This window comes from Spirosoma sp. KCTC 42546, from assembly GCF_006965485.1.
Taxonomy (GTDB): domain Bacteria; phylum Bacteroidota; class Bacteroidia; order Cytophagales; family Spirosomataceae; genus Spirosoma.
The window spans coordinates 7,033,172-7,056,640 of sequence record NZ_CP041360.1 but is presented as its reverse complement, the minus strand read 5'-3'; the positions used below and the strand labels follow the sequence as shown (position 1 = coordinate 7,056,640).

At 45.3% G+C, this 23,469-nt stretch carries 27 protein-coding genes and 1 pseudogene; 7 read left to right on the top strand and 21 right to left on the bottom strand.

Going from position 1 to position 23,469, the window contains the following annotated elements; genetic code table 11:
- Positions 1-2 precede the first annotated feature (2 nt).
- The 17 genes from EXU85_RS28850 to EXU85_RS28775 form a co-directional block, all read right to left on the bottom strand.
- Complete coding sequence (locus EXU85_RS28850) at positions 3-1,187, bottom strand: HlyD family secretion protein (RefSeq protein ID WP_142775406.1); 1,185 nt, start codon at positions 1,185-1,187, stop codon at positions 3-5.
- A gap of 216 nt (positions 1,188-1,403) precedes the next feature.
- Complete coding sequence (locus EXU85_RS28845; protein ID WP_142775405.1) at positions 1,404-1,643, bottom strand: YbaB/EbfC family nucleoid-associated protein; 240 nt, start codon at positions 1,641-1,643, stop codon at positions 1,404-1,406.
- A 4-nt stretch (positions 1,644-1,647) separates the two neighbouring features.
- Positions 1,648-3,543, bottom strand: a complete 1,896-nt coding sequence (locus tag EXU85_RS28840; protein WP_142775404.1) for a carboxypeptidase-like regulatory domain-containing protein — start codon at positions 3,541-3,543, stop codon at positions 1,648-1,650.
- A gap of 154 nt (positions 3,544-3,697) precedes the next feature.
- Complete coding sequence (locus EXU85_RS28835) at positions 3,698-4,228, bottom strand: DUF3267 domain-containing protein (protein WP_142775403.1); 531 nt, start codon at positions 4,226-4,228, stop codon at positions 3,698-3,700.
- Positions 4,229-4,404: 176 nt separating this feature from the next.
- Positions 4,405-4,608: a hypothetical protein gene (locus EXU85_RS28830; RefSeq protein WP_142775402.1), complete on the bottom strand. Its 204-nt coding sequence runs from the start codon at positions 4,606-4,608 to the stop codon at positions 4,405-4,407.
- Between the two features lie 35 nt (positions 4,609-4,643).
- On the bottom strand, positions 4,644-4,811 hold the full coding sequence (locus EXU85_RS28825; RefSeq protein ID WP_142775401.1) for a bacteriocin: 168 nt from the start codon (positions 4,809-4,811) through the stop codon (positions 4,644-4,646).
- 791 nt (positions 4,812-5,602) lie between these two features.
- Positions 5,603-5,863 (bottom strand): hypothetical protein, encoded by a 261-nt coding sequence (locus EXU85_RS28820; RefSeq protein ID WP_142775397.1) that lies wholly within the window; start codon positions 5,861-5,863, stop codon positions 5,603-5,605.
- Positions 5,864-6,382: 519 nt separating this feature from the next.
- Positions 6,383-6,559, bottom strand: a complete 177-nt coding sequence (locus tag EXU85_RS35535) for a hypothetical protein (protein WP_168207882.1) — start codon at positions 6,557-6,559, stop codon at positions 6,383-6,385.
- A gap of 239 nt (positions 6,560-6,798) precedes the next feature.
- Positions 6,799-7,284, bottom strand: a complete 486-nt coding sequence (locus EXU85_RS36265; RefSeq protein WP_371732056.1) for a type II CAAX prenyl endopeptidase Rce1 family protein — start codon at positions 7,282-7,284, stop codon at positions 6,799-6,801.
- Between the two features lie 269 nt (positions 7,285-7,553).
- Positions 7,554-7,760, bottom strand: a complete 207-nt coding sequence (locus EXU85_RS28810) for a hypothetical protein (protein ID WP_142775399.1) — start codon at positions 7,758-7,760, stop codon at positions 7,554-7,556.
- A gap of 22 nt (positions 7,761-7,782) precedes the next feature.
- Complete coding sequence (locus EXU85_RS28805; RefSeq protein ID WP_142775398.1) at positions 7,783-8,079, bottom strand: hypothetical protein; 297 nt, start codon at positions 8,077-8,079, stop codon at positions 7,783-7,785.
- A gap of 188 nt (positions 8,080-8,267) precedes the next feature.
- Complete coding sequence (locus EXU85_RS28800) at positions 8,268-8,528, bottom strand: hypothetical protein (protein ID WP_142775397.1); 261 nt, start codon at positions 8,526-8,528, stop codon at positions 8,268-8,270.
- A gap of 113 nt (positions 8,529-8,641) precedes the next feature.
- A complete protein-coding gene (locus EXU85_RS28795) occupies positions 8,642-8,821 on the bottom strand; it encodes a hypothetical protein (RefSeq protein WP_142775396.1) in 180 nt (59 codons plus the stop codon).
- A 156-nt stretch (positions 8,822-8,977) separates the two neighbouring features.
- Entirely contained in the window at positions 8,978-12,103 is a 3,126-nt protein-coding gene (locus EXU85_RS28790; protein WP_142775395.1) for a lantibiotic dehydratase, read from the bottom strand.
- Positions 12,104-12,195: 92 nt separating this feature from the next.
- On the bottom strand, positions 12,196-12,555 hold the full coding sequence (locus tag EXU85_RS28785) for a hypothetical protein (RefSeq protein ID WP_142775394.1): 360 nt from the start codon (positions 12,553-12,555) through the stop codon (positions 12,196-12,198).
- A gap of 306 nt (positions 12,556-12,861) precedes the next feature.
- Entirely contained in the window at positions 12,862-13,392 is a 531-nt protein-coding gene (locus tag EXU85_RS36260; protein ID WP_371731961.1) for a sensor histidine kinase, read from the bottom strand.
- 650 nt (positions 13,393-14,042) lie between these two features.
- The gene (locus EXU85_RS28775; RefSeq protein ID WP_142775392.1) at positions 14,043-14,816 is read right to left on the bottom strand and encodes a LytTR family DNA-binding domain-containing protein; all 774 of its coding nucleotides are present in this window, start codon (positions 14,814-14,816) and stop codon (positions 14,043-14,045) included.
- Between the two features lie 145 nt (positions 14,817-14,961).
- Between EXU85_RS28775 and EXU85_RS28770 the strand changes: the two genes are divergently transcribed.
- The 6 genes and pseudogenes from EXU85_RS28770 (at position 14,962) to EXU85_RS28745 (ending at position 19,002) form a co-directional block, all read left to right on the top strand.
- Positions 14,962-15,198, top strand: coding sequence for a helix-turn-helix domain-containing protein (locus EXU85_RS28770; protein WP_142775391.1), 237 nt, complete (start codon positions 14,962-14,964; stop codon positions 15,196-15,198).
- Positions 15,199-15,490: 292 nt separating this feature from the next.
- A pseudogene (locus EXU85_RS28765) lies at positions 15,491-15,649 on the top strand (ATP-binding cassette domain-containing protein); the annotation flags it as partial.
- An 89-nt stretch (positions 15,650-15,738) separates the two neighbouring features.
- Positions 15,739-16,584, top strand: coding sequence for a hypothetical protein (locus EXU85_RS28760; protein WP_142775390.1), 846 nt, complete (start codon positions 15,739-15,741; stop codon positions 16,582-16,584).
- A gap of 21 nt (positions 16,585-16,605) precedes the next feature.
- Positions 16,606-18,159, top strand: a complete 1,554-nt coding sequence (locus EXU85_RS28755; protein ID WP_142775389.1) for a M1 family metallopeptidase — start codon at positions 16,606-16,608, stop codon at positions 18,157-18,159.
- A 198-nt stretch (positions 18,160-18,357) separates the two neighbouring features.
- On the top strand, positions 18,358-18,582 hold the full coding sequence (locus EXU85_RS28750; RefSeq protein WP_142775388.1) for a hypothetical protein: 225 nt from the start codon (positions 18,358-18,360) through the stop codon (positions 18,580-18,582).
- A gap of 27 nt (positions 18,583-18,609) precedes the next feature.
- Complete coding sequence (locus EXU85_RS28745) at positions 18,610-19,002, top strand: hypothetical protein (RefSeq protein WP_142775387.1); 393 nt, start codon at positions 18,610-18,612, stop codon at positions 19,000-19,002.
- Here EXU85_RS28745 and EXU85_RS28740 read toward each other — a convergent pair.
- Positions 18,999-19,475, bottom strand: coding sequence for a DUF4126 family protein (locus EXU85_RS28740; RefSeq protein ID WP_142775386.1), 477 nt, complete (start codon positions 19,473-19,475; stop codon positions 18,999-19,001). The two genes, EXU85_RS28745 and EXU85_RS28740, sit on opposite strands and share 4 nt — an antisense overlap.
- 91 nt (positions 19,476-19,566) lie before the next feature.
- Positions 19,567-19,965 carry a nuclear transport factor 2 family protein gene (locus tag EXU85_RS28735; RefSeq protein ID WP_142775385.1) on the bottom strand — a complete coding sequence of 133 codons (399 nt, stop codon included), beginning with the start codon at positions 19,963-19,965 and terminating at the stop codon, positions 19,567-19,569.
- 264 nt (positions 19,966-20,229) lie between these two features.
- On the opposite strand from EXU85_RS28735, the gene EXU85_RS28730 reads away from it, so the two are divergent.
- On the top strand, positions 20,230-21,585 hold the full coding sequence (locus EXU85_RS28730) for an amidohydrolase (protein WP_142775384.1): 1,356 nt from the start codon (positions 20,230-20,232) through the stop codon (positions 21,583-21,585).
- A 91-nt stretch (positions 21,586-21,676) separates the two neighbouring features.
- On the opposite strand, the gene EXU85_RS28725 is transcribed toward EXU85_RS28730, so the two are convergent.
- Both EXU85_RS28725 and EXU85_RS28720 read right to left on the bottom strand, forming a co-directional pair.
- Positions 21,677-22,474, bottom strand: coding sequence for an SDR family oxidoreductase (locus EXU85_RS28725; protein ID WP_142775383.1), 798 nt, complete (start codon positions 22,472-22,474; stop codon positions 21,677-21,679).
- An 80-nt stretch (positions 22,475-22,554) separates the two neighbouring features.
- On the bottom strand, positions 22,555-23,469 hold the full coding sequence (locus EXU85_RS28720; protein WP_142775382.1) for an LD-carboxypeptidase: 915 nt from the start codon (positions 23,467-23,469) through the stop codon (positions 22,555-22,557).

Here is a 23,469-nt window from a genome sequence, read left to right as displayed (position 1 = left end):
CCTTAATGACTACTATTGACCGTTAATGCTGTGTTTTTCGGATTGAGCCAATCATCGGCCTTGTCGTAGAGTAGGTCGAACAGGCTTCGCTCGGTAATTACAAAGCGCGCCCGGATGGTCATGCCTTTTTTGAGATAGCCCTTATAGCCTTCTTTGAGACATAAGAAATTCTGATCGAGCTTACACTTGACTTTAAAAACCGGCCGGTTTTCCATGACGGTAATGTCGTTCGAGACTTCGGTCACTGTTCCCTGTACCAACCCCCACTGATTGTAATCGAAGGCATCTATCTGCATCCGGGCCGTCATGCCGGGCCGTAACAGGCCAATATCTTTGGGCGATACGTAGCACTCAACGAGCAGATTGGAATCAGGCGAGACCACGCCAAGGACTTCGCCGGGTTGCACATAGCTGCCAGGATAGCGGCCGGTCAGTTGGCTAACTGTTCCGGCAACTGGGGCTTTGATGGTGTGCAGGTCGCGTTCGTTGAGGAGTTGACGTTCCTGTGCGCGGAGTTCGTCGAGGGCGAGTTGCTGTTGGGTCAGACTAGCCTGCCAGTCACTTACCTGCCGCTCAATTTGGGAAGCATATTGCGCCACTACGGTTTTGTAGGTGAACTCTTTGTCTTCAAATTCCTGCTGGGCCAGCACTTTGTCCTCATAGAGTTGACGCGTAACGTCTAGTTCGCGTTTGCGTTTTTGTTGTGTCTGCGTGTTTTCTGTCAGCAGAAACCTAAACTGTTCGTACTGCTGGCGAATAACCGGCGATTGCAAACCGGATACCGACAACAGGTTTGGGCGAGTAGCGCGGACAAGCCGGTCGAGGTCGCGGATGTTAAGGAGTTTTTCGGCTTGCTGGGAATGATTAAGCCGGAGTTTGGTTTCCAGCACTTCGGTCTGTAATCGAATCATGGGCTGGCCCTGGCGAACGGGCTGGTTGTCATGCACCAGCACCTGAGCGACCGTACCAGCTACAAGTGGGCGGAGTTCGTTACGCTCGGCCACCGGGCGAATGATGCCCGCACTTTGCACGGAGATTTCGGTATGAATAAACGGGAGAGAAACTAAAGCCGCAACAATAGCGAGTGCGACTGAGCAGTAGATGAGCTGGCCCCGAACGGTAACCTGGGGCAAATAAGCCTCCGTCGTGTGCTCGATGACGGAGGGCGGATGTACTAGATGTTGCATCGTGGTGACGTTTGGGATAAGGAGATTTCTTATCTCAAAGGTCGGGTGATGCTATAGGGGGTTCAATAACGGGCGGTTGTAGTTTATAACGAGAGGGAATAGGTTATAACGATTGGTCGTATCAGAAGGTGAAATGTAAAACGGCTTCGTCTTTTTCACGCAGAGAAAAGACGAAGCCGTTTTATTGAGTGAGCAACTTTCTTAATCCGCTCTTGATCAAGCTACAGCGCTTGCCGCTATTGACTTTATCTTTTCGGTAATAGTCAACAGTCCGGTATTGATAAGTACAGGTAATGTCGTCTGCAATGTACTGGCTGGCACACCGTCAGGAATATGCATTTCTTTTATCTGACACTGACCGTTGAACGTAATAGTGATCTTCCCGTCGGGCGATTGTACCCGCTCTTCGAGTTTGGAGATTAACGCTTGTAGCTGCATAATTTTTTCCTGATTCATAGAATTAAAAGCTTAGACCAATTTGGTATGTTATGATTGATAATGAACTATTGATGAGCACCCGTTGATCGCCCTGATTGTTGATCTCGCGTTTCCTGCGGAACAATGGAAAACCACCCGTTTCTTTCAGATAAAGCCGGTCCGATTCGTGGAGTGGTACCCGATAGGTCAGGCCAACGGTTAGTTTTCGATGTCGCTTAAGCTCAATGGACGTTTGCAGTGAATAAGCTAGATTACTGTAACGCTTCTCCAGAATCGGCTCGACGGCATCACCTTTGAGCCGGATACTGCCCAGGTAATTTGGATTAGCAGCTATGTCGTCGAAGGACCGCATCAGCCGCACCGTTTCGACACCGATGAAGGGTAGAAAACGGATGGGCCGGTGCGGCCGGTTTATTACTATAGTATGGGAAAGACCAAGCAGATTGGCCCGGTTCGAGATGCCCCCCAACCCAAAGTTGGTGCTGTTCTGATTATAGATTGAAAACCGGTAGGGCAGGTCGAGCCGCTGACTGAGGTAAATGCCGTAGCTGTGCAGGGTCGATACGCTGCGCTGCTGATCGATGCTAAATTGGGCCGAGTTGTCCCAAGCGATACTAACTGTGCCGCCATTCACCAAACCCGGCAACGTACTCAACCCATACCCACCGTGAACGTGCTGGACAATGTAGGTCAACACCTTCACCAGAGGGGCCGGTAGCTTTGCGGTTGGTACGGTTGTTTTTTGCAAGGCATCAGTTGCTGAAGCAACGACAGCACTGGTATCCCGGTGAAGAAGAAAGGCTTCCAGGTCATCATTACGTGCCGTGCCGGGTTGTTGCGCCCAAAACAGACTATCGTAGGCAACGGGCTTGGTGAGCAAAATGTCCATTTGTTGCATGTTCCGGGCGTAGCCAATAGAGTGCACCGTTGTTGTGTCAATCTCGGTGCTGAAAAATTCAACCATAATTTCGGAATGCCGGGACATTTTATTCGACGTTCTCGAAATAGTAGTATTGCGTAGGTACCATTTCCCACCGTAAGGCTGGTAGTACGTTTTGGTAAATCGATCGCCCGTATCGTTCACGGCTTCGGTTCCGGTTTTATCCGGTTTTACTATGGCACTGTACTCACCTCCCACAAATGCCATCGATTGTGCGTCAATAAACAGCTTGCCTCTCCGCTTCGCTTTGTCGGCTTTTGGACTAAAGCCAATCACATAAACTGTTTGTCCGTCGAGACTGGTCACATCGAGCAGTTCGTAGGCGTAATTGTCCATTTTCTTTTTGTCGAGAAAGGCGGGTTTGTTATGTACAAAGTCGCCGATGTCCATGACATAAGCGGTGTTTCCCCAGCGTATAAACAGCGTTGAGTCGAGGTTACGGAATACCTGCTTGCTTTTTTGCAGAACTTCCACTTTCGGCTCGTCATTACTGGTGTACGGCTTAATATGGGCGTTGAGCTGGGCTTCGAGGAGGTAGAGATAATCGGTTTTGCTGACCCGGTTGTACTCGCGTAGCATTCCCTGCATCATGAACGACTTAGTCGGGTAGTTGGCGGGTATCCTATCAATGGCATTCAACACAATACCCCTTGCGCTGCTGTGTACAACGACTTCATTCAACGCTGTTTCGCTCTCGTTTAAGGCAATAGTGAGCATCGAGGGCCCCATGTAGGGAACGACTTTGCTGGCGTAGCCCAGGTTTGAGACCGTAATTGACGTTTTGGCAACTGATGAACCTGATAGTTTTAACGAAAACTTGCCGTCTTCATTGGTAATCGTGCCTTGTCTGCCCACCCGCACCGAACTGCCCGGCAGAGGCCGCCCAGTTTTGGCATCCACCACGATGCCCGTAACCGACTGCGCCCACAAACCAATGAACGAGAGGACGAGGCAACATGTAAGAAGTACAGGTTTCATTGAGATTGGGGAGATTTGCCTACAAATAAATGCTCAAGTGAAATTCCCTTTTTTGATGTCGATAAGTCTTTGCCCTAAATACGTTGCCCAACCGTACTGTATGCGCAAATAAAAAACAGTAAAGGCAGCAGGTATTGGGGTATTATAGAACGAATCAAGGTGTGGAGTCTGGTGAAACAATGATCAGACCAACTTTGGTAGGATGGTCCTGAACTAACTCGGTAGCGCGGAGGTGGCGCATGAGCCAGAGTATTATTATATCGCCGAAGGCCGCTAACGTAAAAAACACACCGAACGCTAGCAACCAGACGTTACCAGTGGCTAAAGCCGCCCCGTAAGGAACTAAGCCTAGCGTAACCAACGGCATAATAACCACAATACGATAAGCACGGGCAGGCATCGGCACGGTAGGATGGCAATACGGAGTTCCTGATTGCCATTGCACACCAAATTTTATTTTTTGCCAGGGCAACCGCCCGACCCACATTGCCGTAAGACCGTGAATTAATTCATGCACGACAATGCCAACAAACATAGCCGCAATAAACAATAGAATTGGGGCTAGCCCCGAAGCCGCTATCTGCTTTAATGAAAAATTCCATAGTTGACTAAAAGGCCAGACCAGCAAGGGCGCACCAATAAAAAAAGCAATGCCGCCGTAGAGCTGGGCTTTGAGAGTAGACAAAGTAAGGTTTAGATTTGCACTCACTTGATTTTCAGTGTTATCCAATACACTAATAGGAGGACCACAATTATATAAACTAATAAAGTTGCCGATTTGAACATTTTATTTTTCATCGATTTAATGGAAAATAAGCACGGCCCAGAGTACTCTGGGCCGTGCTTGATTTGAGAGGATGGTTATGAGCGAGCGGCTTTATAAACTCCATATAGCCCACCAGCAATAGTTACGCCAATAGCGGTTCCTTCAAGAAGAGCAATGGCTACTGGGATAAGGAATGCAAGCCCACCGGCATTATCAGCTAGTTCATTATTAGTCAAAATCTCTACACCATATGCTTCAGTAACAAAGGCTGTAGTTTCCAAATATGCACTTTGATTCATGATTAGTTAATTTATATGAGTAACTGGTTTATGAATTACAAATTGTACTTTTCTTTCAAGCCTAATGCAACTGCTGAGCATACTAACATGACTCCCCAGCCCACGCCAATTAATACAAGTGGAATGACTCCTCCTTCTAACTCAACTAATTCATTAGATTTCAACTCTACTACATCCGTGTGATCAAAATAAGAATTAACCATTAGTTTTTAATTTATTAGTTTATTAATTTAATTTATTGATTCTAATTTCAACCTATAACTAACTAAAGCTCCAGTAGCTTGAAATATATTTAACTATTTACTGTAATCGTCTAATGCTTAAACTGACAAGTTTATTAAGAATGACAATTAATAATAATTAGATATACCAAAGCCTAGTGATTTGGCTTTATAGGTTTCATTTCACTAGGTGGCCTAAGTAGGCACCTGCTAGGGCAGTAATGGACTACCAAATGCGCCGATTGCGGCCCCTGTTAAGCCTCCACCATTAATTAAATTAGTTGCTTCTGTTTTCATATCAATAATCGTAAAATTTATTTACTAATTATTTACATGCATCTACAAAGCTGCCGCTATTCCTAATACGTAGGGATTTCTAACTCCAAGATTAAGAGCGCATGAAAGAGCCAGTAATCCACCATCTTGAATAGATATTAATTCATTATTCGTTAGTTGATCCATTATTGAAAAGTTTAAATTGTAAGAAAGAAAACACCTTTAGTTTAATATCTAATTGAACCCTCCGCTTAAACCCGGGATGCTTCGGCCGCAATAGATACTATTGGCACTCTTAATCTATTCTACATCTACCAAAATCATACCGTACTCGTCAAAAAACCATCTAACTAACGTTTTGTATTGGTCTTTGCCAACCCCAATCGAGGGTGTACTTAGTTGTCTTCCTCTGGCTTTTTGATGTCTGGTACTTAGTTGACACTGTAGCGTTCCATTAATTCTTGATCAATAAGCTTGCTGGTTTACAGCAAGCTGTACTAGTTGATTTCCTCCTGTTGCTCGAGGATATCTTTTCCTTTCCCCAGCAATGGGCCTGTTGCAGGCTGTTCTATTGGTTGGATTTTAATAGGTAATACACGCTTTACAACAGAATCTCTTTTTGATAGACTGGGCGATTCTGCTTCACTCTCTGAGCTGTACGTATTGTTAACATACGATGGCTTTACTGTGTCATTTTCTTTACAGGCGGTCGCCAGGATCATCAGCCCGACTACGACCAATAGATTTTTCTTGTTCATAATTTTTATCCACTGTCTTGTTCATTGTATGATGCAAATTTCTGGTGACTTAGCTTCTAATTCAATAACCTATAGTTGTGCTTTATTCGATTAGGTTATAAACCGATGAGCGTTATTGATTCGATTTTTAGAGTAAATCCTTTGCTACGAGCATCGAGGGAGTTACTCAATTGCATGTCGCCTAGATGAATTTTTACTAAGTATTGTTTTTTTAGAAGTGAACTTATGTAGATTACTCAGTTTTTCTATTACGAATCAGGGAAAACGCATAATCAAAATTTTCGATATGGTTTACCTAATTCAACCTAATTTTCATTGGCAGCCTTCTCATAACTTCCTGATTACTTCTTTAAAAATGGGCCATTTTAAGGACGTGCCAAAGGAAATTTGTTCATACGTTTGCCCTAGCAGTAAATACGGAAATGTACTTTTAGTAAAAAAAATAATAGTACAGGCAAAATATACCAGTAATAATGGAAATTGTATAGGTTGCCCAGAAAAATTGTTTCGTATTCATAATTAATTATTTATTTCATTCATTCCGGTGGCTTTAGTTTTAATTTTCTTTTCTAAAATGGCTACTTTCATAACATAGGTGCAAATACCGCCTAAAAATGTAGCAATAATGTCATACCAATCAAACATTCCTCCGAACGAAGTACGTGGAGTAGATTGTGTAAAAACTTCGTGAGCCATGATGCTCAGAAGGATATGTATTATAGCCGAAACGGATTTTTTATAGGCTTCTTAAATTGCAGAACAATCAGCGAAAAGCCCAGTACTGCCCCAAAAATTGGTAGACTACCTAAAACTATAGCTAAAAAAACACTTTTCCCCATTAATAATGGTCTTATTCACAATTGGACTGCTATAGTTATAATCCCACACATGGCTCCTAGCCATATGCATATATTTTCCTTATTCATTTTGGTAAATTACTGAAAAAATTTATGCCACGTTACAGAACCGTTTACCAATATGTGCAATAATACTGCCCAAATAAACCCATTTCTAATTCGAATAATGCCTAATATAAAACCGAGAAAAATTTGAGGTAAAATGTATATAGGATAGATGAAAAATAAACCTTTATCAATAGTAGTGAAGTTAGTTATGTGAATAGCCCCAAAACCTAACGATGTAATAGTTAGTAGTTTATAATCGGTAATTTTTAACGCAGAAAGCCATAAAGGATTGTAAGTAATATATAGAAAGAAAAAGAGAAGCAGGCAGATTACGAGCCTTATACTATAAGTAGGTAAATCACTAAAGTATAAAATAGTATCGAATAATAAAAATATAAAAAAAGCTATTGAAAATGACACATTGAAACGGGTTGGCCGTAATAACAATCGGAATGATAACTCTTCGATAATAGGTGCTTTTACCGAACTAAAAAAAATACTTTTATATAAACCCATTGTTTTGATGTACTCATCTAACTTAAAATGTGAACTTAGAATCGATGGGTGATCAAGTATTTTTACAACAAAAAAATCAGTAACTATTATAAATATAGTACATAATATGCCTATTGCGTAATAGATTATAAAAGCGTATAAAAGTTCACGCCATTTTTGCAATCTATTATGTGGCACTTGCTGAATATACTGGTGAAAAATATACATCGGTAAAATTTTCAAGGCAAACAGTAACTAAAAAAAGATACTGTTTGCCTTAATTTTAATTGCTATTTAAATGCTCCTCCCATAATTTCACCTGCGAGGGCATCCGCAAGGCCACGGCCTAAGATACCCGCTGCATTAGTAGCAGCACCACACAGATACCCGCATGCATAGCCAAAGCTTTCTACCCAATCTTTGCCGCCGTCGATACTTAGTTGCGAGTAGGAATCAAGTTCAGTAAGATTCCAATCATTTATAGTTTTTGTGTTCATAAATTATAGAAGTTAGGGAGAATTAGCCTTTGTATGATGCGTTAAATCCTTTTACAAAACCTTTTGCAAAACTATTTGCAATACTATAACAAGTATCAACATACCACTCAGCAAACTCATCAAATGTTAAACCACCATTTATAGCCTTAGCATCTTCCTTGGCTATATTGGCTAAATTGTCTATTTCGTAATTTTCTAAATTTAAATTTTTCATTTGTTTCTTAATTAAAATAGTAAACTGCACGTTTTTATCACGTCCTCCGCTTAAACCCGGGATGCTTCGGTCGTAACAGAAATAGGCATTCTTAATATATTCCACAGCTATCAAACTCTTACCATACTAGTCTAAAAGCCGTCTAACTAATGTTTTGTATTGGTCTTTGCCAACCCCAATCGAGGGTGTACTTAGTTGTCTTCCTCTGGCTTTTTGATGTCTGGTACTTAGTTGACACTGTAGCGTTCCATTAATTCTTGATCAATAAGCTTGCTGGTTTACAGCAAGCTGTACTAGTTGATTTCCTCCTGTTGCTCGAGGATATCTTTTCCTTTCCCCAGCAATGGGCCTGTTGCAGGCTGTTCTATTGGTTGGATTTTAATAGGTAATACACGCTTTACAACAGAATCTCTTTTTGATAGACTGGGCGATTCTGCTTCACTCTCTGAGCTGTACGTATTGTTAACATACGATGGCTTTACTGTGTCATTTTCTTTACAGGCGGTCGCCAGGATCATCAGCCCGACTACGACCAATAGATTTTTCTTGTTCATAATTTTTATCCACTGTCTTGTTCATTGTATGATGCAAATTTCTGGTGACTTAGCTTCTAATTCAATAACCTATAGTTGTGCTTTATTCGATTAGGTTATAATGGCTATATTTCTTATGCAACCTCATCATAATAACTAATAGACTCGTCATTGGACAACGCCATGTTGTCAAATAAATCGCCGGCAGATACGATCCAGTTATCGTCAAAAGAACCCGTTTCATCCGCTAGAGAATCAGTATCGTTGTTAATCCATACTTCAAAAGAATGCTCAGTGTGAATGCGTGCTTTCATGATAGTAGTTTAATTTAGGTAGACATTGATTTAGGTTTGTGTGTTCTGATTTGTTGAATCAAAATTGGCCGTTGTTTTTTCTGGTTTCAATAACCAATGGTTGTAGTCTAGTCCATTGCGATATAACTTATACGATTAGGTTATAGTAGAAAAAACTTATGGGTCAACGACTTTTTGTCGGGCGCGCAGGGAGTCATAATGGCGGGCTAAGCAATGGTAGAGTACCAATTCATAAGCGCGCTGTTTGGATGGAAACAGGCGATTGACCATCATGTGAATCACACTGCTTAAAATGGCATAGAGCCGGTGAGAGTTTGCTAAGGAGTGTACCAGTTTCTGCACAAGTTCGGTCTGGCGGTGTTCCCAGTTAGTCAGGTCGCCAGCAATTGGAAAATCGTCGGCCAGTGCCTGATCCATCAGGGGTCGATACGTCCGGTATTTTTCATTGAGTTGATGGCGTAGCTCCGGTGAGCCGCCAAATTCCTGAAAAAAGCGTTCTTTTAGTTCCCCTAGTATATTCAGGCAGGCATCAGGTGCAAGTCCTGCCCCCACCAATAGCTGGTCAATTTTACGAATGGCAATGGCAACCCGTAGGTTTTCGTCAAACTCATTGCCGGTACGCGCAATGAAGGCTAACGTAGACAGACTGTCGTAATAGAATAATGTTTCGCACAGGGGCATGTGCTCCAGACCGTAGCGTTCGAGTTCCCGCTGATAGGTATCTACTTTGATGCTATGCACGATACCTGACTCAATCGCTTCGTGCAATGCTTTTTCCATAACCCGCACCACATGATGATAGAATTCGAGATGGGCGTTTCCGCGAAAGCGCAGGCGCAAATGGGAATCGGTGTCTTTGTAGCGAACAAAGAAGAATTCATCAATGATGTGCGTCTTTAGCAACTGTTGTACTACCGGATAAATGGTTTCAGTCAGGAGTGTGTCGGATGTTTTTTCGCCGGTATACACTTTCAAATAGAACCATTCGCTCCCAATCGAGAACTTGCGCTGAGGCAATATACCTGTCGATTGACTCAGGCCAGAAAACGATTTTGCCGCTAAATTTTTGAACGGAATAAGTAATTCATGGGTAAAATGATCGCGTTTGCTGGTTAAGGGCGAGCGGTCGGGCATCGATAGAAACTCAACCAGTCTGATGTGGCCTGATGCGTCTGCACGAGTCAATCGACGAATTTCCTGGGCCAGCAATGCCAGCGAGGCAGGCGTGTGCATCGAAATAAATAACTCATTATCGCCCTGGGCAATTACAAATTGGTCGGGTAAGCCAGCCGCCGTTAACTGGGCTACTAATCGTAATGGATTGTCGGGTGTAAGCTCGTTACAGGCAAGTTGCCAGGTAGCCCGGCTAAGAATGATGTTCCGGTAACGAACCCTGGGTAGATAGGTCTGCGTTCGCAGAATACCCCAATTCCAGGCAATGTTCAGATGGGAGTCCTGGGCTTGTAAGTCGCACAGGAACCGATAAATGGGTAACCCCTGCGAGAAATTGTGTGCGTTGCTCAGGCGGGGGATAATCCGTTTGTTGAGCCGCCTGGACCGTAAAATAATCTGTCCCTGAGCAGTTTGGTCATACCGAACCGACACCAGTAAGTCGGTCAGGGGAATTTGATAATCCGGCTCTACCGACGATTGGCCCATATATGGGATTTCGTATTGATGGGTGGTCGGTCGGATTAAGATATTACCAACCCGGTTTTCGGGCAAGTGAACGATCTCGGCAATGATCACATCTGGATGATGGTTCTCTTCGGCTAGGGCGCACTGTTTAAGCCGTTGGGCTAATGATTCATGACCCTCCCCAAATCGGCTGAGCAGGTTTATGGCCGATGGCCCTTTGCAAGCCAGTAAATTAAACTTAAAATCGCCTTCATCCACAGCGTTGGGCGAGCTGGCCAGCAGCGTACCGAATACATAAAAGCTATCGGGAACAGACGACGTTATTACCTGGCTATTGATGTAGGTTAAATCATCTTCGGTCAGGACAATTTCATGGACGGCACCAGCCGTTCGAGTTGTGCGGAGTGCCTGCGTGTACTTGTCCATTACCAGGGTTTGCCACCAGTCCCAGGTCGTGGCTTGGGTAGCCGGACTTGTTGCAAAGGTTAAGTCATCGATCAGGGGGGCATAACCTACACCAAATGTTGAGCCAGAGCCATAGCCAAGGCCCGATTCGGCATCGATAGCCAGTGCCAACGGAACTTCCTCATCTTCATAACGATTGTAGAACCGCCGTTTAAATTCATCGAGGTCAGGACATTTGTTTGGTTGGTTCAGGACCTGCAATTTCTCAAGATCTCGTTGCAGGAGTTGCAACGCGTGCTTGCCCAATTGCAGCGCTGGATTATCAAAGAAGGCATCTACCTGAACGATGTCGGCAGAGGGCAGAGGGATGCCCCGGTCGGTAAACCATGCCTGAACCTGTGCGTAAGCCAGCAGTCGATCAGGCTGTTGCAGGCAGGTCTGTAATTGGCGTAAATGGTTCGTGATTTCGGTGGTACCGCTCAAGGATGCAATTCGTGCCGTGAGCCGATTCAGGTAGTGCAGGCCTGTTACAGTTGGTTCTAGTTCAAATGATAATAGCTGTCCTTCAATGAGTTGTTTAACAAAACTAATGGCTTCGTGCTGATCGATGTTAAATGTTGTTAATCGGGTTGCCAGCTCCTGAATGGTTGCTCCGGTACGCGCTGCTTCCAGAACTGCTGTCAGATGGGGTTCGGCTTCGGCAACACTGATAAAGTAGCTACGCTGCTTATGATCGAACTGCTGCTCAATATACCGCAACGATGAGCCTATTGGGTAGAGGGATGAATTGGGAAATAAACGTAGTTGCTCTCGGATAATGGGCTGGTTACTGAGCCACTGGCAGATTGCCAGCAAGCAGTCCATATCGATACGGGTATGGGTTTGAAGCGTTGTGGTTGTGCCCGCTCGTAATTGGGTTTGCGCGCCGAAACTTCCTACTGTGCAACCCGCAAAGAGGCCATAGGGTGTGGGGCGGCTACACATCCGAATCAGGTATTTATGAAGCGTTATCAGTAGTTTATCCTGCTCGGGAAGGGTTTCGCCCGATAGCCACCGTTGAAATCGCTCATAGAGGGCGGGCGATGCGACAAAAATGGCCTGCTGCGCCAGCGGGTCCTGGTAATGCTGACGCAGCAGGTCGGATAAAGGGGTGGTAGCAAGCTGATTATAAACAAGAAGTAAGTGGTCGAGTGAATACGTCGGTTGACGTAAAATGAAAAAATCCTTCGGTTGAACCATGAAAACTGAGTGGACTATTAAGTAGCACAAAGGTAATTCATAGTTACATATTGTTGGTAGATTTTGTAGTAGTTTCGATAAATTTCGTTACATCAACCGTATCGGCTAACATACGCATCCATGCAAACCGCAAACCGCTCGAATGAATACGGTTCAGTTAGAAAGTCGAACGGGTTCAGGTTCAGATGGTTGAACAGATGCTGCGGATAAGGCGAAGTAATAATAACTGCCGGATGAGTACGCAACGCATCCAGAAACGGGCCGGGGACATGGTCGTCCGGGTTGGCAAGCCGCAGAAAGACCAGTGCGTGTTTGGTGGTCTGAATGGCGGTCAGCATATCCTCCGTAAACGCTCCGGTCTGGCCAACGTTAAGCCAGCCGGTGCGTTGGAGGTAATGAGCGAGTTGACGCCGACTCGCCATTGATGGATTGATGAGCAGGTAGTTGGGCAATGGTGACTAGAAATTTCCTAAAGTGAAAATTGTTGTTCTTCCATTATTTTTAGGATTCGCTGAAATGGTAGTTAGGCAAACAATACGTTGTCTTTTAAAAATTAAGCGGGTTGGAGCAGATGGTGTTTGCGTGTTCATAGCTGTAAATAATTTAAGTTTAGGTTTTCGATGGGTAAGGGTTTAGGGGCCGGAACTATGTCCGTTGACGATTCAAAACTAGCAGATGCATATAGTCGCTTCAACTACTTTCGACATATGAGCGGGCATTTTTCGACTAATGGTCTAATCGCTTCGACTAATGCTTTGTTAGGGTAAAATCTCGACCTGAATGATAAGCGTAACTTCGTATGTAATCTCAGTTTGTGTTACAACTAACTCGTATTTGTCTTTATACAACGTATCTAATCGCCTTCGTACATTGCCAAGTCCAACGCCCCCTGATTTCCTGTCTAGCTCGCTAACAGGCAGTTTATTGGGCACACTATTCTCAACCCGGAACACAAGTTGGCCTGCTGTTATATCGGCACTTACCTGCACATAAGCTGGATCTGTAGTGCCTTTTGCACCATGCTTGAAGGCATTTTCCACAAAAGCGATGAGTAGCAACGGTGTAATCTGATAGGTTGAGGGATTCCCACGCTGTTCATACTCGATCACCACGTGTCGATCCGAAAGCCGGTTACGCTCCAGATTAAGGTAATTCTGGATGTAGGCTAGTTCTTTATCAAGGGCAATTTTTGGAGAATCTGTTTCATAAAGATTGTAGCGCATCAACTCCGATAGGCGCAGAATCAAATCAGCCGCTTTTTCATCATTATCAAAAATGCGGGAATACACACTATTAAGGGTATTGAATAGAAAGTGGGGGTTGACTTGGGATTTTAGAAAATCTAATTCAAGGTTTAGCTTATCTTTTTCAAGTTGTAGGTTTTTAGTCCGAAGGTTAATAATAGCATTAACGACCTGTACGGCTAATAGTATAATTGCAAAAGGGAAACTGTAGAAGAAACTAAAAAAAGCCGCTGCTCCATTTGAAAAACATCCGTACCAGTAAGCATGATGAAATAACTGCCAATCCCTTTCAATTCGAGGCCCACTATTAATCTGTTGTAAATAGTAGAATAATAAATAATTACTCTCGTAAATAATAAAATGACAAACTAAGATCCATGATATAAAGGGCACTATACTGAAATTGTATAAATGCCTAGGGAAAACATAATATCCAAGACAATAGTAAAGTGAAATTGTTTGTATAATTAAGCTGATAGACAGCCAATTTACTACCACGATATTGTCTTTGTAAAAAATATCAACAACGAAATAACGCATGAAATATGAAAACACTGCCCATAGTAAAATGTGATTTATCCATCTTTTAATCGTTGTTGGGTTTAATATAGGATTCATAAATTCATCTTGAACTTGGCTCATAATACAAGTGTGGGATTGGGTCTAGTTAACACTATAATTTATTGCCTCAGAATTCAAATCATATTCTTCTTTAACTCCTCCATCACCCGTTCGCGGTAGGTGACGCCAATAACTACTTTCTTCCCGTCGAGAGTAGTAATCTGATTGCCATCGATCTCTTTGATCGCTTGCCGCCGGACAATATAAGACCGGTTAATTCGCAGAAATTGCGAGGGGGGGAGCATCTCCTCCAGCTTGCTCATGGTCATGTGTGTGATCAGAACACGCGTTGTGAGGTGCAACTTGAGGTAGTCTTTCATGCCTTCGGCAAAGACAATATCCTCCGGCGCTACACGGATCAGCTTCTTGTCTTCCTTAATCAGAAAGTAAGGGATTTTTTCGCGCGGGTCGACTGGGGCTTGTGTTTGCACACGGGCTGGTGGGCGCGTTGGCGTCGGCGCATTGGGGTCTATCTCAAAGTTAAGCCGTTTGGTTACCCGGTTGATGGCCTCCAGAAACTTATCGAACCCTACAGGCTTGAGCAAATAATGGGTCACCGCATCGAAGTTGTAGGTTTCGGCCGCAAATTGAGGGGAGGCCGTTACCATAATGACCATAGGATGAGGTTTCTGCAGCGATTTCAAAAACTCAACACCCGTCATGTACGGCATTTCAACGTCCAGAAACAGGATATCGGGTTTACGTTGTTGGACCTGTTCCAATCCCTCAAACGGATCGTATGTCTGCCCAAGCAGGGCCAGATAAGGCACACGGCTGATGTATTTCGACATGATGACATGGGCAGGTGACTCGTCATCGACTAAGTAACAGGTGAGTATATCCTTCATAATAGAAGCAATATATTCTATAAACCCGTTATGGTGACGTATTAGTCGAAGCAAATGCCCTATTGGTCGAAATAAATTTTCTGCCGTTAGGCTGCTCGGTTAGTTTGTATCGGTCAAACAACATAAACCTTTACCGATATATATCATGAACCCCATTGCCACCAAAATCCGCAAACTCCGGGAGATTCACGGCTATCCACAGGAGTACGTTGCCTTTCAGTTAGGTGTTAGCCAGGCTGCTTATAGTAAAAAAGAAACGGGACGAACCGAGTTATCCCTCACCGTGCTACAACAAGTATCGTCTTTGTATAAGATCAGCTTAATGGATCTCATTGAGTTAACCTTACAGGATCTGCTCATCACGGCTGTTCGTCAGCAATAGCGACTGAACAAACGGGCACTCTATACGCAAGCTCATTGCATGGGGGCTTGTGTACAGATTTTGCTTTGGCAATTCATTGCACGAGTGTCCCTAGACTACGTGTTTTTCAATCGTCGCATCCCCGATCTTATTGGTCGAAGAAAAGGGGGCATTGGTCGAAATATATTTTCCTTTGGGTTGCTAACAGGCTGCTTTGTAAGAGCAGATAGTTCAGGCCTTCGGCGAAAGTCCTGTAGTCAATCGACCTGTAACTGATTTCTGACCTTCGTATTAATTCACTTTTCCTATTGCTATGAATTTAGTAATCGACTACCTAACCAAGACCTACAACACTGGGCAGTCTGCTGGTGCGGTTCGCGCACTGAACGGCGTATCCTTAACCATTGAGCCAGGCCTTTTTGGGCTACTTGGACCCAATGGCGCGGGCAAATCGTCGTTGATGCGGACAATTGTGTACGTTGGTGATCTGATCTGGAAGGAGCGAGATGTACGGATCAGCCTGATCAGCGATGCGTTGCCTGTACCGAACTGGGTGCTGTTTTGAGTAAATACCTTGGCTTAGGACTGGCCTTTGCGCTGATGATCACGCTGGCCATTGGGTTAGGGGCATTGATGCAGGTACTACATGGAGGGGCATCGCTCATCAACTGGTCGGTATATGCTGCCAGCCTGTACGGCAATACGTTACTGGGCCTTCTAACGTTCATGTTGCTCGGCTTCTTTATTCATACGATGGTGAATAATAAGTTTGCCGGACACGCGCTCATGGTCCTGTTCTTCGTGGTTCTGGGTGTTTTATCGTATCTGGGTTGGGAGCATCGGCTGTTGGTATTCGATTCGGCTTCACTGGGCACCTATTCCGATATGAACGGCTTTGGGCATTACGTTGCGCCTTTTTCCTGGACAACCCTCTATTGGTCGGCGTTTGGGGCACTCTTATTCGCGGGCGCGGTTGTCTTATCGGTGCGTGGATCGGAGGAATTATTGAAGCTTCGGTTGCAAATCGGTCGGCACCAGCTAACCCGGCCTGTGCTGACGTTTGGGTTGGCCATGCTGATCGTCTTTATCTCCAGTGGGTCATACATTTATTACAACACCAACGTGCTCAACCAGTATCGGAATAGTAAAGCCGATGAAGCGCAGCAGGCCGATTATGAAAAGACACTTAAACGATTTGCCAGTTTGCCACAGCCCCGAATCACGGCTATCACGGTGAATGTCGATCTGTTTCCAGAAACCCGTGATTTCACGGCAACGGGTTGGTATATCCTGAAAAATAAAACAACCCAGCCAATTCGGTACATCCATCTGCAAAGCTATCCGAATGATGACATTCAGGTGAAACAACTCAAACTCTCGGTACCAAGCCAACTTGATAATCTATAGGTTGCCGATTATGCCTACCGAATGTATCATCTCGATCAACCGCTGCAACCGGGCGATAGTCTACGGCTCGATTTTGACTTGCTCTACCGGACCAAGGGATTCAAAAATGGGAATGCTAACATCGACATTGTCCAAAACGGCACGTTTTTTACCAATCAATATTTTCCGGGTATTGGCTACAGTGAACAGTATGAGCTGAGTTCTGATGACAAACGGAAAGATAATGGCCTGAAACCGAAAGAGAGGATGCGTGCTCAGAATGACCCGGCTGGTGTGCGCCAGAACGTGTTTGGTGATGATGCCGACCAGATTCGGTTTGCCATGACCATCAGTACCACGCCCGATCAAACCGCCATTGCGCCGGGCTATCTACAGAAAGAATGGCTCAAAACCGGGCCTGATGGCAAGAAACGCCGGTACTTCAGTTACCAGATGGATTCGCCCATCGCCGATTTTTATTCCATCGTTTCGGCACGGTATCTGGTCAAAAAGGAAGTCTATACAGGCAAAGCTGGCAATCCCATTAGTCTGGAAATATACTATCACCCCGGCCATCCCCACAATCTCGACCGAATGATGCGTGGTATGAAAGCATCGCTGGCTTATTATCAGGCTAACTACGGCGCTTTTCAGCATCGCCAGTTGCGCATTATGGAGTTTCCGCGCTACCGGAGTTATGCCCAATCGTTTGCCAATACCATTCCGTTTGGGGAGGATATGGGGTTTGTTGCCGACATCGACGATAAGCAGGATATCGATATGCCTTTCTTTGTGACAGCTCACGAAACAGCCCATCAGTGGTGGGGCCATCAGGTTACCGAAGCCAACGTACGGGGCAGTGCTATGCTATCTGAATCTTTGGCCGAATACAGCGCACTCATGGTGATGAAGCATCAGTACCCTCAGGAGCGGATGCAGGAATTTCTACGCTATGAACTGGATTATTACCTCCGTGGCCGTCAGTCCGAGACGAAGAAAGAGCAACCTTTGTCGCAATGCGAAGGTCAGCAGTACATTCATTATAATAAAGGAGCGCACGTATTGTACGCATTGCAGGATCAGATTGGTGAAGACAAACTGAATCAGGCGCTACGTGCCTACCGCGATCGCTGGAATGTGGCCAGGGTAGCCCAAACGGGAATTTACCCAACCGCAGCTGACTTAACCAGCGAACTACAAGCCGTAACGCCTGATAGCCTTCGGGGGCTGCTCGATGACTGGGTGAATGCCATCACACTATATGAACTCAAAACGGATAAGGTAACGGTGACGCCGGTAGGCAAACAATACGACGTTCAGGTTACAGTATCTGCTGAAAAGGTTCGGGCTGATAGTCTCGGTAACGAGACCAAACGACCCATAAATGAGTGGATATGGATAGGGGTTTACGCGCCTAAGGCTAAAGGCAGCGATTCCGAAAAGTTGCTATACTACCAGCGCCACCACATTACAAAGCCGAAGCAGTTCATTATAGTGCGCGTGAATCAGAAGCCAGACCGTGCTGGCATTGACCCCATGAATCTGCTTATTGACCGACATCCAAAAGATAATATAAAGGCGATAGAAATGCCTTAATCAGGCTGTTTTCGTGAGTAAAAGACTCATCGTTAAATCTGCTCTAAAACAGGTTTGGCCATGAGTCTTTTCTGTATAACCTAATTGAATAAACTATAATTGATTTGACTGATTTACAACGAGTTGTTGTAGCTTTCATAGGGCTGTTTCAAGACCTTTGATTAGTAAATAAATCAAGTCAAATCAATTAACGAAATCATGAAAAAAGGCATTAACGACAAAATTAAGACCCTGCAACAGGCTAATCTAAGCCAGGAGGAATTTATGAAAAAATTGGCTGAAGTAGACGAAAATGGTCAGCTTACCAACGATTTGCTGGAGCAGGTAAACGGCGGAATCGTACTAGGCAAACCCATTAGCATTCTGATTGAATTGCCAACGCTAGGCATGTGGCTTCCGACTACAAATAGTATTAAAATTTAAGTTTAGCTACTTACTTCTTCTGTGAATATGGCCTCCCTTCTTTGTCCTAGTTCAACAGCTAAGCCTGGTGCCGCTCTCTTTGGTGTTCAGACGGCAACTGGTCATGTCGAATATCTCGATGAACCAATCATTATCGATCAAACTTTCGTGGAGACAGCACGACAGGGTCGCACTCCTGAAGAGCGGTTTCGATTCGCTAGCCCGTGCGCGAAAACGGGTTGTGGGCATTGGGACTCGGGCCAGGCTGGCTGTGGATTGGTTGGCAAAATTGTGGAGGTCATGAATCGCAAAGCAGAAGCAACGCTCGTTGCCTGCGCTATCCGAGACCGGTGCCGTTGGTATCATCAGGATGGTGACAATGCCTGTGCGAATTGCGATGAGGTTGTGCGAAACATACGAACCCAGACTATTACGGATTAATCGTTACCTTTTATGATCATCAAGCCCACTCCAATAGCCAACGCATCTTCGGCTAACGCAATGATGGGATCGGGTATATCTTTCTCGTGGGTTAGCCAATGGCGTAGGTGAAAAAAGGCAAACGAACCAACGGCTGCACCCACGGCACCTAGAACCGCTCCGTATGCAATAGGCTGCTTATCAGCCTCAGTCAGGGCCGCTCCACACATAGCTCCCGATGCAATTCGACCCCATAGTTGAGGTTGTCCGGTGCGATCGGGGGCGCTTGGAAGTTTATCGCCGATGAGTTCACCACCAGCCATCAGTTCTAACGCCATGGTTGCTTTGGGCGAGACCAGAAAATGAAGTTTTGACTGAGTTAATGGTTCTGGGGACGTATGCGATAGTTTATAGCTGACCAGAGCAGGGGCCAGCATACTACGCATACCAGCAACAACGCCAATCTGGAAGGTGTTAATGTATGTTCGAATCATAACTGTTTTTCGTTGAGTATGAAGTCAAAACAGGAACAACTCAACTTTGTTTGGAGAGCAGGCACGAACCAACTCGTGCTAAATGGTTTCATTAGAACATCGTGTTACCGTTTGCCGATGTAGCCGGAACCACCTGCAACACATCCCAGTGTTCAACAATTTTTCCGTTGTCATCGAAGCGGAAAATATCGATACCGGCCCAATCTTCGGTACTTATTCCATCGGTCATTGGCCAGTGTTGCAAGCAGTGCAGAACAACCAGATTGTCTTCGGCAATAGCCCGTTTAACTGTTACCTGTTTACCTGGATATTCCCTGGCCATTCGTTCGAAGTAGCTGATGAATGCCGCCTTTCCATCGCTAACCATCGGATTATGCTGCGTATACGTTTCACCAACATAGTATGCAATAGCCTCCGCAGGCTTGCACTGGTTGAACATCAAGTCGTAGAAGCTGATGGCATTTTGTTTGTTTTGTTGCAGTTGGGTCATAGGTAGGAATGATTAAACAGAAAACGTTTATAAAGTTGGTAAACCCTTGCTCAAAAGCAATTTACGTTTCTTTGAAATCTCTGAAACCTGAGCTTATACCCTTAAAGAGCTGATTCTGTTTGTTGCTGAAAATAGGCAATATAAAATTGTTATATAGTAGTTTATGTTGTTCTTTTTCGAAGATATTATGTGAAGCGCCATATTTTATACTGTGTTATGTGTAACTTGGACTACAAATAAACCAGTGCCAAAAAATACATATTGATGAAAAAACATACGCTATTTGTTTCTTCACTGGCCTTCATTGGCCTTATCGCGCATACAACGTTCGGGCAGAGCACAACGCTAAATGCACGAATGGATAAAACCGCTGAGAGCTTGGAAAAGAAAGTGGTTGCCTGGCGACGTGATTTTCACGAACACCCAGAGTTAGGTAATCGCGAGTTTCAAACGGCAGCTAAAATAGCGGCTCACCTACAGTCGCTTGGCATGGAGGTGAAAACCGGCGTTGGAAAAACGGGCGTAGTTGGCTTGCTGAAAGGTGGAAAACCTGGCCCTGTTGTGGCTTTACGGGCCGATATTGACGGGTTGCCAGTAACAGAGCGGGTTGATATACCATTCAAATCCCAGGTGAAAACCGAATACAATGGGCAGCAAACGGGTGTGATGCATGCCTGTGGCCACGATACGCACGTCGCTATTCTGATGGGTACGGCCGAAATACTGGCCTCCGTTAAAAATGATCTGCGCGGCACGGTTAAGTTCATTTTCCAACCCGCTGAAGAAGGTGCTCCCGAAGGTGAAGAAGGTGGCGCTTATCTGATGGTCAAGGAAGGTGTTCTGGAAAATCCAAAAGTCGACGCCATTTTTGGTCTCCATATTAACTCGCAAACCGAAGTCGGTACGATCAAATATCGGCCCGGTGCCACAATGGCCGCCGTCGATTCATATGCCATTAAAATCAAAGGTAAACAAACACATGGAGCCGCTCCCTGGTCGGGTGTTGATCCAATTGTGACCTCGGCTCAGGTTGTGATGGGTTTGCAAACTATTGTTAGCCGTAACATAACGCTTACTGATAACGCGGCTGTAGTAACCGTAGGCGCTTTACACAGTGGTATTCGGCAAAACATTATCCCCGAAGAGGCCAATATGATCGGCACCATTCGCACATTCAGTCCCGAAGCGCAAAAGCTGGTTCATCGGCGCATCGGTGAAATTGCGACGAACATTGCGGAAAGCGCAGGTGCTCAGGCCGATGTAAAAATTAATGTCATGTACCCGGTTACCTACAACGATCCTAAACTAACGGATCAGATGATTCCTTCGCTCGAAGCAGTAGCGGGTAAAAACAACATTAAGCTGACACCTGCTCAGACAGGTGCTGAAGATTTCTCGTTCTATCAGCAAAAAGTGCCGGGTTTCTTCTTCTTTCTGGGCGGTATGACGAAGGGTAAAAAAGTAGAGGATGCCGCTCCGCACCATACGCCTGATTTTCAGATCGACGAAGGTGGTTTTGTACTCGGCATGAAATCGCTCTGCCGCCTGACCACCGATTATATGGAATTTGCCAGCAAGGGTATTGCGATAAAGGAGTTAACAACCGCGAGCGGGCAGTAAAGAGTATAACGATTTACGGTATTTGGTTTACGGTTGACTGATGCGTCAGCAACTCATACATCAGTCAACCGTAAACCAAATACCGTAACCGTTATACCCCTTTCCTGTTTCTCAAAATTCGCGACAGCAACCCCGGCAGAAAGCGTTTGAGGTAGATGCCGTAGATTTCGGAGCCGCCTATATAGACTTCCTCTTTTTCTTTAGAAACGGCTCGGAGCAGTCGTTGTGCGAAGTCCTCAGGAGCCATGCCGATTTCCTGATTTTCATCCATTTTGCCATGCGTATGGCCGTCGGGCCCAAGTGCGTTGATGGAAATGGCCGTTCGGATGTAGCCGGGGCAAACGATTGTAACGCGCAACCCTGCCTCGTATACCTCAGAACGAAGCGCATCGAAAAAACCATGCAGGGCGTGTTTGCTGGCGCAGTAACCAGACCGTTGCTTGGTAGCGAGTTTGCCTGCTACGCTACTGGTAACGACAAAATGGCCACTCCCTTGGGCCAGCATTAACGGCAGTACAGCTTTGGTGAGCGCTACGACGCCAAAGAAATTCACATCCATAATCTGCTTATAGACCGAAAAATTAGTGTCGATAACCAGGCTTCGTTGGCTGATACCGGCATTTTGAAACAGGTAGTCGATTCGCCCAAAACGTTGGCGAACCGTTTCGACATGCGCTGGCAGACTGTCTAAATCAGCCACATCCATTGGCAAGATCAACACGTTTGAAGCAGGCAAGCCCGTTGCTATAGCCACCCGGTGCAATTCATCTGCACGTCGGGCCGATAGCACCAGTTTAACGTTGCTTAGTTTGCTTACAGCCAAAGAGATGGCTTCGCCAATGCCAGAAGACGCACCAGTAATCCAGATAACAGAGTTCGCGAGAGCCATTTTTTTTCGACAGGATTAAGAGGGTAAGACAGGATTACAATTCCGGCAAATCGCGTCTTAGCCGAACGTCGGCTTGGCTGTTAATCCTGTCGAAAAAACTCAAGTCGCGCATTGTCTTTCCCCACGACTAACTCTACCGATTTGCCAATGGGTAGCGCCAGGTTAAACTCAACGTGACCGGCGGGAAAATCGACTAATATGGGATAAGAATAAGCCGCGACCGTATCGGCAATAATTTCGAACGAATCCTTGCCAAAGGGTAATGATTGATTAGCCCGCATATCAGTAAACTGACCAACAACTAAGCCCGCCAGATTTTCCAATCGCCCGGACCGCCGGAGTTGGGTCATCATGCGATCGAGCGAGAAAAGCGTTTCGTCGATGTCTTCAATAAAGAGGATCTTATCGGTGAAATTTACATCGGTAGGTGTGCCAATTGAGTTGACAAGCATAGTTAAATTGCCGCCAACGAGATTTCCTTTAGCATGCCCTGGCCGATTTAGTGGGTGCGTTGGCACAATATAATGCGCAGGGAATTCACCAAACAGCCACTGCCGAACTGACTCCAGGGCTGCAGCTCGGGCAGGATCGCCGAATTGTCGGGGCATCAGACCATGCAGACTTACAATACCATGGTTGTGTAATAAGCTTAGGAGTACGGTTACGTCGCTGAAACCTACGAGCCATTTTGGGTTTGCTTTAATACCGGCTAAATACAGGCCATCTGCAATGCGATAACAGCCGTAGCCACCCCGGGCCGCAAACACAGCTTTCACGGTCGGGTCATCGAACAGACGTTGAATATCGGCTCGGCGCAGATCATCAGAACCCGCAAATGGGCCATCAATGGCGTGCAGACTTTCGCCTTCAATGACGTTGAGATGCCAGTCATCGCGCAGAATTCGAAGCCCATCAGCCAGTTCTTCATACGGAAACCAACTGGCAGGAGCCACAACACCGACTGTATCGCCGGGACGCAGAAAAGGAGGGAGCAT